Annotated in this window: 15 protein-coding genes and 1 riboswitch; of the genes, 8 read left to right on the forward strand and 7 right to left on the reverse strand. The window is 46.3% G+C overall.

Features of this window, described 5'->3' with window-relative positions:
* Positions 1-2: 2 nt before the first annotated feature.
* The 3 genes from ACFQ3J_RS14020 to ACFQ3J_RS14030 all read right to left on the reverse strand — a co-directional run bounded on the left by ACFQ3J_RS14020 (position 3) and on the right by ACFQ3J_RS14030 (position 2,406).
* On the reverse strand, positions 3-1,007 hold the full coding sequence (locus ACFQ3J_RS14020; RefSeq protein WP_251582227.1) for a helix-turn-helix transcriptional regulator: 1,005 nt from the start codon (positions 1,005-1,007) through the stop codon (positions 3-5).
* A 233-nt stretch (positions 1,008-1,240) separates the two neighbouring features.
* Entirely contained in the window at positions 1,241-2,005 is a 765-nt protein-coding gene (locus tag ACFQ3J_RS14025; RefSeq protein WP_139236934.1) for a hypothetical protein, read from the reverse strand.
* A 245-nt stretch (positions 2,006-2,250) separates the two neighbouring features.
* On the reverse strand, positions 2,251-2,406 hold the full coding sequence (locus tag ACFQ3J_RS14030; protein ID WP_170862330.1) for a hypothetical protein: 156 nt from the start codon (positions 2,404-2,406) through the stop codon (positions 2,251-2,253).
* A gap of 297 nt (positions 2,407-2,703) precedes the next feature.
* Between ACFQ3J_RS14030 and ACFQ3J_RS14035 the strand changes: the two genes are divergently transcribed.
* The 7 genes from ACFQ3J_RS14035 (at position 2,704) to ACFQ3J_RS14065 (ending at position 8,668) form a co-directional block, all read left to right on the forward strand.
* The gene (locus ACFQ3J_RS14035) at positions 2,704-3,144 is read left to right on the forward strand and encodes a hypothetical protein (RefSeq protein WP_251582229.1); all 441 of its coding nucleotides are present in this window, start codon (positions 2,704-2,706) and stop codon (positions 3,142-3,144) included.
* A gap of 63 nt (positions 3,145-3,207) precedes the next feature.
* Positions 3,208-3,912 carry an AIM24 family protein gene (locus ACFQ3J_RS14040; RefSeq protein ID WP_091153646.1) on the forward strand — a complete coding sequence of 235 codons (705 nt, stop codon included), beginning with the start codon at positions 3,208-3,210 and terminating at the stop codon, positions 3,910-3,912.
* A 133-nt stretch (positions 3,913-4,045) separates the two neighbouring features.
* Positions 4,046-4,089, forward strand: a riboswitch (PreQ1 riboswitch).
* Positions 4,090-4,345: 256 nt separating this feature from the next.
* Positions 4,346-5,008 carry a 7-cyano-7-deazaguanine synthase QueC gene (queC, locus tag ACFQ3J_RS14045; protein ID WP_091153644.1) on the forward strand — a complete coding sequence of 221 codons (663 nt, stop codon included), beginning with the start codon at positions 4,346-4,348 and terminating at the stop codon, positions 5,006-5,008.
* Positions 5,008-5,502, forward strand: coding sequence for a 6-carboxytetrahydropterin synthase QueD (gene queD / locus ACFQ3J_RS14050; protein WP_251582230.1), 495 nt, complete (start codon positions 5,008-5,010; stop codon positions 5,500-5,502). The genes queC and queD overlap by 1 nt, the downstream gene beginning before the upstream one ends.
* Entirely contained in the window at positions 5,495-6,271 is a 777-nt protein-coding gene (gene queE, locus ACFQ3J_RS14055; protein ID WP_251582231.1) for a 7-carboxy-7-deazaguanine synthase QueE, read from the forward strand. The genes queD and queE overlap by 8 nt, the downstream gene beginning before the upstream one ends.
* A 387-nt stretch (positions 6,272-6,658) precedes the next feature.
* Complete coding sequence (gene queF / locus ACFQ3J_RS14060) at positions 6,659-7,156, forward strand: preQ(1) synthase (RefSeq protein ID WP_090726156.1); 498 nt, start codon at positions 6,659-6,661, stop codon at positions 7,154-7,156.
* Between the two features lie 246 nt (positions 7,157-7,402).
* Complete coding sequence (locus tag ACFQ3J_RS14065) at positions 7,403-8,668, forward strand: MFS transporter (RefSeq protein ID WP_251582232.1); 1,266 nt, start codon at positions 7,403-7,405, stop codon at positions 8,666-8,668.
* A gap of 100 nt (positions 8,669-8,768) precedes the next feature.
* Here ACFQ3J_RS14065 and ACFQ3J_RS14070 read toward each other — a convergent pair whose 3' ends face one another.
* Together ACFQ3J_RS14070 and ACFQ3J_RS14075 are read right to left on the reverse strand one after the other, a co-directional pair.
* The gene (locus tag ACFQ3J_RS14070) at positions 8,769-8,942 is read right to left on the reverse strand and encodes a hypothetical protein (protein WP_170862329.1); all 174 of its coding nucleotides are present in this window, start codon (positions 8,940-8,942) and stop codon (positions 8,769-8,771) included.
* Positions 8,943-9,026: 84 nt separating this feature from the next.
* Positions 9,027-10,046: an AraC family transcriptional regulator gene (locus tag ACFQ3J_RS14075; protein WP_251582233.1), complete on the reverse strand. Its 1,020-nt coding sequence runs from the start codon at positions 10,044-10,046 to the stop codon at positions 9,027-9,029.
* A gap of 126 nt (positions 10,047-10,172) precedes the next feature.
* Between ACFQ3J_RS14075 and ACFQ3J_RS14080 the strand changes: the two genes are divergently transcribed.
* Positions 10,173-10,766, forward strand: coding sequence for an NAD(P)H-dependent oxidoreductase (locus ACFQ3J_RS14080; protein WP_251582234.1), 594 nt, complete (start codon positions 10,173-10,175; stop codon positions 10,764-10,766).
* Between the two features lie 126 nt (positions 10,767-10,892).
* On the opposite strand, the gene ACFQ3J_RS14085 is transcribed toward ACFQ3J_RS14080, so the two are convergent.
* Complete coding sequence (locus ACFQ3J_RS14085) at positions 10,893-11,834, reverse strand: EcsC family protein (RefSeq protein ID WP_251582752.1); 942 nt, start codon at positions 11,832-11,834, stop codon at positions 10,893-10,895.
* A gap of 189 nt (positions 11,835-12,023) precedes the next feature.
* Positions 12,024-12,941 (reverse strand): S-layer homology domain-containing protein, encoded by a 918-nt coding sequence (locus tag ACFQ3J_RS14090; RefSeq protein WP_251582235.1) that lies wholly within the window; start codon positions 12,939-12,941, stop codon positions 12,024-12,026.
* Between the last annotated feature and the right edge of the window lie 345 nt (positions 12,942-13,286).

Consider the following 13,286-nt stretch of genomic DNA (forward strand, 5'->3'; position numbering starts at 1 on the left):
GATTAAGCCTCTATGCCACCCTCATTCTCATATAACGCCAGCCAAGTCTTGAGCCTCTCTCGCAACTCATTTCGACACTGCGGGGGCTCGAGAATTTCAGCATCTGATCCATATTGGACAAGCCAGTCCATGAACTCCTTGTGATCATTTAAGATAACCTCTAGAAGCAGGCTTCCTTCTGGCTCTTCTATCAACACAGGTTGTACTAACATTTCACTTCTTCTGACCCGATCTGCAGCATGCGGCTTAAATCGAACCTTGTATGTAGTGTGCTCATGACCTCTATGTACAGACCATGTTTCTTTAAAAAACGATTGCAGTTCCGCCGCTTCGCGCCGGAATGTCAGTGTCATTACTTCTGCCTCTCTGATACAGCTCATCCGCAGCGCTTCAACACGATTCGTATGATGACAATGACCGATTACATAAAAATGATGGTCCTTCGGAAGCAGATAATAGGGATCTATTCTTAATCTGTCTCCCGATCCGGCATCTATATACCCCTCTGTATCTTCCGCTGGCGATGAGTAAGTCACTTCCATCGTATTCTGATATACACAAGCTTGAACGATGGACACGAGCACCTTCTCATCCTGCTCGCTGTCATAACCGGCTCCAAGCTTCATAACCGCTACAAATTGCTCGGCCCATTCTACTCGCTCGTTGTTCTTCTTCAGGCTTGCAGCCATCACCTTCTCATAAGCACTTTCAAAAGCGGAGGGCAGGATCGGTTTAATCTGATCCATCTCCTCCGCGACTTTAGCAAAGGCTGCATTTTCTTCCTCCGTCCAATTCAGCGGATAAAGAGCAAATCGGCTAATAAATTGATATCCCCGGCCATGCCCCATATTTACAACCGGAATATGCATCGCACTAAGAGCATCCATATCTCTATAGATTGTGCGCTCGGTCGTCTCACAGCGTTCAGCAAGCTCTCTGGCCAAGATACCAGGCTTCGCTTGTACCAAGGTAATAATGCGCATTAATCGAATAAGTCGCTCTGTCATGCGATATCCTCCTGCAACGATAAATTTAACATTTTAAAATGAACTCATGTGATAAAACCTTTCCTCCATATAGTCCATTCTATCTAGGTAAATCCTTATCGTCATCCTTTCACATAGTACTTTAGACTTATATCGGTTATTACCCTTTATTTCATTATGTATATCTTCATACGATAATAAACGCTGCAGACAACTGAAGGCATCGTTCTATCATTGTTCGTCTTCGGATCTCATTATTTTGCTTGCTTCTCGATAAAATCTTCATCATCTTCTTCAAGATAATAGGTGCCGGATGAGTCTCTGACCGTGTCTATATTTTCATCATTTAACTTCTCGTATGTCATTTCATAATATTCGCCTAATTGAATCAGAATCTGGGCTTCACGATAATATTCTAAATCTCCGGATCTGACGGCCATAATCAGCAGCTCATCCGTATGCCGCTTAATGATCCCGCAGCCGGCTTCGTTTCTTCCTCTTTCAAAAGCACGCAATGCCTGCTTCATGATTCCTGTCGTTTCACTCAGCTTTACATATTTTTGGACTCTCGGATCAGGCTGCTTGTTCATGAGCCCCAAGTGAGCCGAAATTTGCAGATATATTTGTTCCCTGCGCAAGAGAACACGCTGCTCCTGTTTCAACTTGAAGGCACTCCAGTATGCGGAGCATACTGATTTTTTGCCGGCAGACTGTGAAGACACTGCAAGCTCAAGAAGCAATGTTTTGGTTTTCCCTTTATAAGCGCTTCCCATTTGCAATACCCAGCCTGCATCCGTTTCCTTGGCTCTTGCTCCGTGTATCTCTTTAATAGTGACTCCTTCTTCCGGTTTAAGCAGCAGCTCCACATCACGATATAAGAGCTTCGGCATGATCTTGGATTGTCTCTTTGCAGGAGGACCGCTGCGCCACTCAATTAGCAAATACAGTGAATTTTCTCCAGAGACAGAAATTACTTCACGATTCCAGGTACAAAATACGTCCAATATCGAACTCATCATTTCTCCTCCCCTGTAAGGCTTTTCTTAATACTAACAGGACAAATCGACAACAGATTGTAACGGAACATATGTTCGGTATAAAATATTGCAAAAAAATGTGACTTTACGCTTTCCGGCTTTTTTAATTCGACTTGATACGACAAAAACCACTAATCTCTAAGATTAGCGGTTTATAACATGGTATATGTCACTTGTTCGATTCTATAATATGACTTCGCTTGTCTCGAGGAATTTATTCGTGTTCATTACACCGTCAATATATGATCTTCGGTATTCAATTGCTCGTTATCAATCGGAGCAAATGTATAGCCGTCAAATACATATCCGCTTCCTACCGGTTCTCCGTTTACCGTAATCATAATCGTTTTGTGTGCTTCTTTCTCCATCTGATTGTTCATCATTGTTATCGTTCTCCTTCTATTTTCCTTGTGTCCTCATTTGTTATATATGTTGTTTCGCATAAAATCATAGGCAATCATGGAACAGACTATGATGAGCTGAACGTTCGTATCCTTCCTTCTTCTACTTACCCTCTCATTCACCAGACTAAACAAGAACGTTACAAACTTTTCATTAGCAAACTATGGTGAAATATGAAACAATTAATATAATAATCCCGTATAAAATAACAGATTTTGCTACACTCACAGCGGGTAACAACCACTTGTATGTATTCTGAAATTAAGGTGGTGAATTGTATGAGAAACACAGGAATGAAGCTGTCTCTTCTCACGATGGTCCTATACAGTATCACTCTATTCATATCAGACACCCGAACACATGCCGGGTTTTGGGAGAATCTATATAACGGTTACGAGCAGTACTCTAAGCTCCCTGAGGAAGTCAATCAATTACAGCAAAGCTACGAGCAGACAATGAATGAGCTGAACAGCGCCAAGCAGAACATGGAGGCCTTCCAAGAGAGAAACGAAGACCTGATCAAACAGAACGAGGAGCTCATGAAGCAGAATGACAACCTGAATCAGCTGGTTTCACAGATGCAGCAGGCTGAGGCTGACCGTAAGGCTACGCAGCAAAAAGTCATCAATACGGCTATTGCTGCTGTCCTGCTCATCATCGGGTATTTTATCCTCATCAGAGTCATTCGGTTCCGAATGCGCCGAGCTTCAAGACGCTAGATCCTGGCAGGATCACAGCTAACACAATGACTATCAATCGAATAGAGGAGATTATCTCGTCCAATGCAAATTTCACAAAGTATGGATGCCCCGGGCTTAACCGGACAAGCAGCGACTTTTTCGCTGACGGAACATGACAAGCTTCATATCCTCCATCCTCAGCAGATCGTTGCTTATCGGGGGCCGTCAAGCGGTCGGAACGATCGTTTCACGAACATTCAGGGCATGTACCGCAAACGAAAGCTGATTCGCTCTGAAATGACCGGGCCGTGCCAGTTTGTATGTGCCCTTCCTCCGGGTATTACGATGAAAAGAATCGACCTTGATGAGCACAGCGATCTGCTGTATGATTTTCGGCATTTACTATTCTATAGTGATGGGATTGAAATGCAGACCCGGATTCTCAAGCTGAAGAACATGCTCATTACTCGGGATGCGATCAAGATGAAGTTCTCCGGCAAGGGAACGATCGGTATCCTAACCCAAGGCCAGGTATGTGAACAAGAGCTCCATCCAACCGCTCCATTGTATGTCGATGCAGGCAGCATCATTGCCTATCCGGAGAACGCGAAGCTGGAGCTCACAGTGTACGGCAATCATCTTGCCAGTCAGCATATGAATTACCACTGGAAGATGACGGGACATGGCACCGTTCTGTTTCAGGCTGGCCGGGAGAATCAGAAGCTGGAGGATGATATAAACGACGAGGGCTTCTTCAAGCGGCTGATGCGCGAAATGCTGCCCTTTGGCAATGTATGGATCAAATAGTTTGTAAAATGTTGATAATGAAAAATAACTTCTAATGTTTGTTTTTTCTGCTATAATACTTACTGGAGTACTGCTCAATGGGTACTCTTTCGTTATTATGACAACTGAAAATTGAAATCCATGGATGAGATCCATGGGAGAGGTTCGCGAACTCCCTCTATAAAAAACTATACAGATTGTCAAAGATGAACTTTAAATATACTGTCTGGGCCTATAACACTACTGACGGATTGCTGCGATACACCTTGGTTAGAGTTACCCGGATTGTTTGTTTTCTTATGCCTATCATCTTGAATCGTCAATCTATATAAGAGCCCTGCCAGCAGAGCAGAGGCCTGTTTTTTGTTGAACGAGTTAGGGAACCTTTCTTTTCTTCCTTTGAAGCGTACTGTATTTACGGCACGCAAATTCTAGAAGATGGAGAGGTTTTTTTATGTTTAAAAATGAAAAAGCAATCGTCGTATTCAGCGGCGGTCAAGATAGCACCACCTGCCTGTTCTGGGCGAAGCAGCATTTTGCTGAAGTGGAGGTCGTCACCTTTGACTACGGACAGCGGCACAAGCTGGAGATCGAGGTGGCCGCAGATATCGCCCGCGATCTTGGCGTAGAGCAAACCGTGCTAGATATGAGCCTGTTGAACCAGCTCTCCCCGAATGCGCTCACACGCAGTGACATCGAGATTACGCAGGAAGACGGACAGCTTCCGAGTACTTTTGTAGACGGCAGAAATCATCTGTTCCTAAGCTTCGCGGCAGTAATGGCTAAGCAAAAAGGCGCACGTCATATTATTACAGGTGTGTGCGAAACAGATTTCAGCGGCTATCCAGATTGCCGTGATGTGTTCGTCAAATCGCTGAACGTCACGCTTAATCTGGCTATGGACTATGAATTTGTCATTCATACTCCGCTCATGTGGCTAAATAAAGCCGAAACGTGGGCGCTCTCGGATGAGCTGGGTGCGTTTGACTACGTTCGCGAGCGGACATTAACCTGCTACAACGGCATTAAAGGCGATGGCTGTGGAGAATGCCCTGCATGCAAGCTGCGCAAAGCTGGACTTGATGAATATTTGACTAAACGAGGCGGTGTACAGTGATGAAACCAGAACCCGGCACATTTCGGATTGTAGAACGGCTGCAGCGTATAGGTGAGGACATTCAGCAAGAGCAGCTCCGCTACCACCGGAAGCGGGTCCTTGTCAGCAAGGAGTTTACCTTTGACGCGGCGCATCATCTGCACTGCTATGAGGGAAAATGCAAGAACCTGCATGGCCATACCTATAAGGTCGTCTTCGGCATCAGCGGCATTCCTGGTGAAACCGGGATTACCGTGGATTTCGGTGATGTCAAAGAAATTTGGAAGACTCAAATTGAAGGCCATCTCGATCATCAGTATTTGAATGAAACGCTGCCTGCCATGAACACAACAGCGGAAAATATGGTCGTATGGATCTATGAACAAATGGAGGCTGCTCTGCAGAGCGAGCCATACCAATCGCAAATCGAAGGCGGACGGACCGAATTTGTGAGACTGTTCGAGACACCGACCAGTTATGCGGAAGTCAGACGGGAGTGGATGCTTGATGAGTAGCACAGATTTATCGTCAGCACAAACCGAGCGGAAATCTCCCGTGAGTCGTCCGATCCCCGTGTTAGAAATATTTGGGCCTACAATTCAAGGGGAAGGAATGGTCATCGGCCAGAAAACGATGTTCGTCAGAACCGCCGGCTGTGATTACCGCTGCTCCTGGTGCGACTCGGCGTTTACCTGGGATGGGAGTGCCAAGGATCAGATTCGTCAGCTCAGCAGTGAGGACATCTGGAGTGAGCTAACAACTATTGCTGGTAACCGTTTCTCTCACGTGACCATATCCGGAGGGAATCCGGCATTGCTGCCTCAGATTGGAGAGCTGGTGAAGCTGCTTCAAGCTAGAGGCATTCGAACCGCCGTCGAGACCCAAGGCTCCAGATGGCAGGATTGGCTGCTAGATATTAATGAAGTAACGTTATCACCAAAGCCGCCAAGCTCAGGGATGACAACCGACTGGCAGAAGCTTGATGAGATTGTACAGCGTCTTGCAAATCGTACGAGTGACAAGGCCTACAGTCTCAAAGTCGTCATATTTGATGAGAAGGATCTGGAGTATGCGCGTGAGGTGCATAAACGCTACCCGGAAGTATCCATGTACTTGCAAACAGGTAACCCGGATGTCACCGGTGACGTTGACAATCATGTCTCTTCCCTGCTGCATCGTTATGAATGGCTGATTGACCGAACGATGGAGCTGCCTGATATGAATGAGGTGAGAGTACTCCCGCAGCTGCACACGTTGGTGTGGGGTAATAAGCGCGGGGTGTAGCAACGCAACTTATTTCCAGTACAATGGCTAAGATTGAGTGTCACTCAAAACCAAACACTTTTCCATTGGGCTAGCGAGCGTAATTTCAGTGAGCAACGCCCCTGCATATTTAAAATAAGCTGAAGATATTTGGTCCCAGCGAATCGAGTGCTTTTGAATTTACTGAAGTTTGTGTTATGGAAGCTTTGTGGTTTAAAGCGTAGTGAGGTTTTTGGATGAAGAACGACTTTTGACGTAGTCAACCGGAGTGATTCAGCCAAAAACCGAACGCCTTTGTGCACCTGCAAATCTTTAAGGCAGAATTTCTTGAACTCAACGTTTCAGTAAACTTCCTCGATCAACTTAGCGTAACCAATCAGATTCAGCCACACAAGGAGAATGATACCCATGGCCGGACGCCAATCCGATGAACTGCAGGATATTACCCTGCTTGGCAATCAAGGAACGAAATACAATTTTGAGTATGATCCTGATATTCTGGAGACCTTCGATAACAAGCATCCTTACAGGGATTACTTCGTGAAATTCAACAGCCCGGAGTTCACCAGCCTGTGCCCAATTACAGGCCAGCCTGACTTCGCGACCATCTACATCAGCTACATTCCAGACATTAAAATGGTCGAGAGCAAATCACTGAAGCTGTATCTGTTCAGCTTCCGCAATCACGGAGATTTTCATGAGGATGTAGTCAACATCATTATGAACGACCTCATTAAATTGATGGACCCGCGTTACATTGAAGTATGGGGTAAATTTACACCAAGAGGCGGAATTTCCATCGATCCCTATTGCAACTATGGCCGTCCGGGAACCAAGTATGAAGAGCTTGCCACACAGCGCTTGTTCCAGCACGATATGTACCCGGAAAAAATCGATAACCGCTAAAATCAATTTGAGTTATAAAATTGATTCCGTTAAAGAGAGATTCCAAGCTAACCGGTGTAAGGAGCCGTTTCACTTTGCAGTGAAGCGGCTCCTTTTGCTTTTTACCGTAATTCCGGTATTGCAGGTTAAGTAATTTTTAACATATGATGAGAGAATCTTAGAAGCTTTCGGTTTACATTATCCAGGGGACTCGTAACTTCCTACATAGGCATCCTTTGTTCCCTACACTTCAAAGGAGATCATCACATGTCACTCAACTCGTTAACAAAAAGCGGGTCAGGCACGCGGGTGCTGCCGCGACCCGGCAGTGATCCGCAGGCTACGATTTTCCCCATTCTGATTGCAATTGGCCTTGTGCATCTGCTTAATGATTCGGTACAATCCGTCATCCCCGCCATCTTCCCGGTATTGCAGGATAACATGGGGATCAGCTACAGTCAGATGGGGTGGATTGCGTTCGCCCTGAACATTACCGCTTCGATCATGCAGCCCGTGGTAGGTTATTTCTCGGATAAGAGGCCAACGCCGGCACTACTTCCGATCGGCATGGCTTTTACCTGCTCAGGCATGATCTTTCTCGCCTTTGCCGATAGTTATCTGGCGATCCTGCTTGCAGTTATCATGGTCGGGCTAGGCTCCGCTGCCTTCCATCCCGAAGGCTCCAAGGTGTCCCATATGGCGGCAGGCAATCGCCGCGGTTTGGCTCAATCCATCTTTCAGGTTGGAGGCAACGCCGGCCAGTCGCTTGCACCGCTTCTGACCCGTTGGGTATTCATTCCTTTTGGTCTCATGGGCTCCCTTGGCTTCGCCGCTCTGGCAGCGGTCGGAATTGCCGTTCAGATCTACATCGCGGGATGGTACGGAAGGACACTTCGAAGCGCAGGCTACGCCAAGAAAAAGGCAGCTGCCGGCATCATGAATCCGGCAGTGAAGAACAAGGTTATCTACGCCTTTGTCGTGCTGGTTCTGCTCGTATTTGTACGGTCCTGGTATATTTCATCCATCGGCAGCTATTATGCCTTCTTCCTGAAGGATGCCTTTGCTCTGTCGACCGAAGATGCACAAATTTTTATCTTCCTGTTCCTGGGGGCAGGTGCGGTGGGTACCTTCTTGGGCGGACCACTGGCAGACCGTTTCGGTAAGCGTAATGTCATTCTCGCTTCTATGGCGCTGGCCTCTCCGCTTGCATTGATTCTGCCTTATGCGAATCTGTTCTGGACGGGAGTACTGCTGACCATCATCGGATTTATCATGCTCTCCAGCTTCTCCGTCACCGTCGTCTATGCCCAAATGCTCGTGCCCGGCAAGATCGGAACCGTATCCGGTATGATCACGGGTCTTGCCTTTGGACTCGGGGGACTCGGATCACTGGTCCTTGGCAACTGGATCGACGCAGCAGGAATTAACACGGTTATGTTCGTCTGCAGCTTTATGCCGCTGCTGGGTGTGCTCACCTTCCTATTGCCAACCGACAAACGTCTCGCATCCTGGACGGATCATACGGCATCCTAAGGAAGTAGAAGTCTCATTATTTCCCTTCATAATAATAAAGAACAGCGCTCAGGATAATCTCCGGGCGCTGTTCTTTATAGCTGAGTCTATTTTATATGTGCTATTTCCTGCTTGAATTCTGCTTCTTTACCAGTATAGAAATTAGTAGATGTACAATGATAAAAATAATGCCTATGACTATGAATGGTGAAGGGATTTCTGCCGTTACTATAAAAAAGATGACAACGAGACCTATTGGAATATAGAGATATCCTGCTCCATTACGATTCATCACTCGATGTGCCTCCTGCAATCAAGAGTCTAACTAGTTAGTAATACCCTTATTACGCAGAGTAATATCAAAAGTTGCATCAGCAAGTCACTTTACACTACTTGTGCGATATTGTCCTGGAGCGAGCCCTGTCCACTTTTTGAAAGCATGCTGAAAAGCACTATCCTCCGAAAAATGAAGCAAATAAGCAATGTCAGCAATCGACTGTCCTGGTTCCTTAAGATACCTAAGTGCAAGCTCCTTACGAATATCATTCACTAGCCGTGTGTATGTCGTATTCTCCTGCTGGAGCTTGGCCTGAAGCGTTCTCGTGCTCATATGATAATGCGCTGCAGCATCCGATATGCCCGGGAGCCTGACTCGCAGCTGCTCCATGATCCATCTGGTGAGCTCATCCGTAAAGTGACGGCCGGCCTTCAGCTTAAGAAGTACATCCGAAGCCCGCTCTTCAAACCATCCGGCAAGCCTGGCATCGGCATAAATTACCGGATATTCTAGTACTTCCTGAGGAAAGTAAAGACTCGTATGGTCCTTATTAAACTCTGGCTGTACACCTAACACTTTCCTATATTCCTCTCCACTGTCCGGTGCCGAATGCATGAGCGTTATCTTACTGAATTTGATGGCTCTGCCGCTAAGCCGGGTCATAATATGAACAAGCGAGCTTACCATATCGTCTACACAATGTCTTGATGGTGGATAGGACAGCTCTTCCAGCGATAAGATGAGTTCAGCCTCTGAATCCTGTCGAGAGAGCCGTATATTATATCCGCTGCAGACGGTCGCATAATATCTTTGATAGGCCTTAATACATTCCGCAATGGTCCCTGAGTGCAACATCGTATACCCCAGCACTCCCAGATCCGCCATCTCCATTTGAGGACCCTGATGAAGTCCAAAATACTCATCCTCCAGCAGTTCTGCCGCTGCACCTGCCAGCTTCACATGCTGCTCCGCTCCAATACGTGCTTCCGGCTCCTGGAGCAGTTTTGGGTCCAGACCATTGTCCCGGAAAAAAGTGTCCACATCATAACCGGATAAAGAAACGGTCTTGATCATGGTATATAGCATCGTAATCGATATGCCGTAATCGACGATCTCCTCCACCTCCCAAATATACAGAACAGAACATGAATTCTGCGTTATCGATCATAAGAATAAACCCGTTTTTCCTATATGATGAGAATCAAAGAATATTTATCATTCATGTGACATTAGGAGGAACTCAATAATATGAATAAATCTCAATCACCCGTAATTACAATTATACTGGGCCATCCCGACGGTGACAGCTACTGCACCGCACTCGCTCAAGCCTATATGAAGGGAGCCATGGAGCAAGGGGCGACCGTTCACTTGCTTGAGCTCGGCAAGCTGAGCTTTAACCTCAACCTGAAATACGGATACAGACAACGCACCGAGCTTGAACCTGACCTGCTGTATGCCCAGGAAGTTATCAAGCAATCAGATCACATTGTCCTGATCTACCCCCTGTGGTGGGGCAGCATGCCAGCACTGCTCAAAGGTTTCTTTGATCGGATACTTCTACCCCGTTATGCCTATCTGCAGCGTCCGAATAGTCTTCTCTGGGATAAGCTTCTTACGGGCAAGACAGCCCATCTTATTGTCACGATGGATACTCCATCCTTGTATTACCGGCTTGTAAATGGAAGGGCAGGTCATCGCGTTGTCACACAAGGCATCTTCGGTTATTGCGGGATCAAGACCCGCAAAATTACCGAGATTGGTCCGGTTAAAACATCGACTGATGATAAGAGGCAGCAGTGGCTCCATCGAATCTACAGGCTCGGAGCCAAGCTTGCCTGACATTTACAGAAAAATAAGTTGTGTTAATCATCGAGCAGCGATACGACTAACATCTTGCTTGGTTCACATGGCGTATGCACTTATCTACTGCTTATGCAAGGTTTCTCTAAGACTGAGCGCTATGCTCTACTCAAGCTCTGCCAATCGTTGAAGCAAGCGGCGCTTCTTGTACAGCATCTTCCCTGCTTCGGAAACATCGGACAGCGTTCCCTTGTTGCTGATGGAGCCAAATACAATCCCTGCAATTGGAATCATCTGAAACAGCTGCTTCCAGCCAAGACTGTCCCGATACGTATTGACCACCTCGCGCCAGCCCTGGATCTGGGATATGACCTCGGCATTCGTGTGCTCCTCGTCGAAGGTCGCCAGCTCTGTCAAGATCGCTTTCTTTCCGACGATATCGGCTGAAGCGAACTGAAGACATTTGAGTACAAATACTCGCTCCATGGGATCATTTGGATCGTAGCCGTAACAGATGGCGATCTCTTGGAGTGTCTTGAGTGAATTTCCGAGAACCAACGTCATGTCCGCAGCCATTGTAATAAATCCGCCTACTCCGGTGGCTGCGCCGCTTGCTGCTGCAAACTTTACGCGCTCCGAGATCATGTCATCTGCTACCTGGTCCATCACCAGGACAGGGAGATGTGACACCTGTTCAAGCGAAATGGAATTGGCTTCATCATTGTCAGCGACCTGCTGCTGCCTGCCTTTGCCTGTTACACTTGCAGTGACGCTTGAAGCGGCCGTACTCAGCTGCTTGAACAGCGTCTTCACGCTGCCTTTCTTCACTTCCTTAGCTGAACTTTCCTGTCCTTCCCCTTGCAGTATTTTATCGATCCGGCGAAGCACCGTTTTTTTGTTAACTAGAAATTTGCCGCCATTCTGAATAAAAGTACCCATTTCATTCAAGACGTCTCCCAGCTTGTCGCGAATAATCTTCGGTGTCATCTTATCCAGCATGACAAAGGGCAGACGGCCCAGCTTCTCCCAGAAAAAGATATCCTTCTGCTCCTTCTCCCATTTCTCTATGTCAGCCAGCTGGTTCTTGAGTTCATCGGCATGTTCCATCTTCATTATGATGTCGTTCTCCTTCTTTTTGTTTCTCTTGAATTTTACAACATGTATACGAATTAGAATATTGAATGGATGCATTTCTCTTGATCCCTCAACGAAGGGGATAGTTTTGTCTATAATATCCTAACAAAAAAAGAAGCCCGGAATAAAATCCGCGGCTTCCTCTCTATTCAGGAACCATTCTTATGAAAAAGGTTCGACGAGCGGAGTATATCCGGATGGGATATTCGTTTCCGCTGTACGCTCCGTAATGACCTGAGGATACATCTTGTCCGGGTCTGGCTGGATGATCTGATACTTAATAATCGCTTTGCCGTCCTTCCCAAGCTCTACCTTCTTGATCTCAAGTCCATAGCCCGGATTTGGCAGCTCCATGCTGAGCTTAACCTTAATCGTCTTCTCATCGACGGTTTGGGAAGTCACTTCAGGTACATAGGCTTGCTGCCCGCTCCCCGGAATATCTGTTCCTGGTTGTTCCGCAGAACCCCCGCCGTTACCATAACGATCCACAACTTCGAGTGCGTTAAATACCATTTCCGCAGCCTCCATTCGGGTCAGCTCCTCATCAGGTCTGAATTCATCCTTCTCGTTCAGGCTAACGATATTCATATTCAGCAAGGTTTGAATAGAGCTCTCATAGTTCTTGTTGATCTTGTCACCGTCGGCAATGAAGTTGTACCTGAGAATTGTAGGATATGTTCCTGTCGTATTCAGGCCTTCATACAGCAGCTGGGCAAAGACTTCTCTCGTCAAGCTGTTATTGGCATCAAATTGTTCAGGAATGGACAAGCCGTGTGCTGTGGCGGCAGACACTGCTCCATCATACCAGCTTGCTGCTTCAGCATTCGCTTCTTCATTCGCTTGATCATCCAGATCATAAGCATTTACAATCATTTGAATACCTTGAGCCTCAGTTAATCGCTGGTCTGGATGAAACAACTGGCTCGTTACCCCACTCACAATCCCTTTGCTTCGAAGTGAATCTAACAGACTTAACTGCTCCTTCGAGCTGACATCATCAAAGGCATAAGCGGATGCTCCACCCAATGCCATCGCGATACTCATTGCAGCTACGGATGCTTTGATTGTTCTACGCTTCATTTGTAATCAGCCTCCATCAGTAATCAATTTATATTTTCCATCTCTATTTACACTCTAAACGAGCCCCGGCTCGAAAATGTTTCACTTCCCCCTGCTTCTTTGCTCCATATCCTTAATTAACCTTAATTTGAAGTCTCTCCATCCCTCTCACAAATTATTTCCACTGAAATTTGCATATTTCATGGTTTGACAACGAACGTGTTATGCATAAGAATAAATGTATATTGTTCACCGGTTTGATTAAATTGTCTGTTTTAATGAATTGTGAAATTGCTTCGGTTTATGAATGCGAACAGAACGTTTATGTAGGTAAGGGGCATGCATGCTTTTTTTATAAAAAGGCAT

It is taken from the genome of Paenibacillus provencensis, assembly GCF_042678545.1.
GTDB classification, from domain to species: Bacteria; Bacillota; Bacilli; order Paenibacillales; family Paenibacillaceae; genus Paenibacillus; species Paenibacillus provencensis.

Excerpts from the sequence above, each read along its gene's own strand:
- ACFQ3J_RS14020 (WP_251582227.1), bottom strand. The coding sequence starts at position 1,007 with ATGACAGAGCGACTTATTCGATTAATGCGCATTATTACCTTGGTACAA.
- ACFQ3J_RS14025 (WP_139236934.1), bottom strand. The coding sequence starts at position 2,005 with ATGATGAGTTCGATATTGGACGTATTTTGTACCTGGAATCGTGAAGTA.
- ACFQ3J_RS14030 (WP_170862330.1), bottom strand. The coding sequence starts at position 2,406 with ATGATGAACAATCAGATGGAGAAAGAAGCACACAAAACGATTATGATT.
- ACFQ3J_RS14035 (WP_251582229.1), top strand. The coding sequence starts at position 2,704 with ATGAGAAACACAGGAATGAAGCTGTCTCTTCTCACGATGGTCCTATAC.
- ACFQ3J_RS14040 (WP_091153646.1), top strand. The coding sequence starts at position 3,208 with ATGCAAATTTCACAAAGTATGGATGCCCCGGGCTTAACCGGACAAGCA.
- queC (WP_091153644.1), top strand. The coding sequence starts at position 4,346 with ATGTTTAAAAATGAAAAAGCAATCGTCGTATTCAGCGGCGGTCAAGAT.
- queD (WP_251582230.1), top strand. The coding sequence starts at position 5,008 with ATGAAACCAGAACCCGGCACATTTCGGATTGTAGAACGGCTGCAGCGT.
- queE (WP_251582231.1), top strand. The coding sequence starts at position 5,495 with ATGAGTAGCACAGATTTATCGTCAGCACAAACCGAGCGGAAATCTCCC.
- queF (WP_090726156.1), top strand. The coding sequence starts at position 6,659 with ATGGCCGGACGCCAATCCGATGAACTGCAGGATATTACCCTGCTTGGC.
- ACFQ3J_RS14065 (WP_251582232.1), top strand. The coding sequence starts at position 7,403 with ATGTCACTCAACTCGTTAACAAAAAGCGGGTCAGGCACGCGGGTGCTG.
- ACFQ3J_RS14080 (WP_251582234.1), top strand. The coding sequence starts at position 10,173 with ATGAATAAATCTCAATCACCCGTAATTACAATTATACTGGGCCATCCC.
- ACFQ3J_RS14085 (WP_251582752.1), bottom strand. The coding sequence starts at position 11,834 with ATGGAACATGCCGATGAACTCAAGAACCAGCTGGCTGACATAGAGAAA.
- ACFQ3J_RS14090 (WP_251582235.1), bottom strand. The coding sequence starts at position 12,941 with ATGAAGCGTAGAACAATCAAAGCATCCGTAGCTGCAATGAGTATCGCG.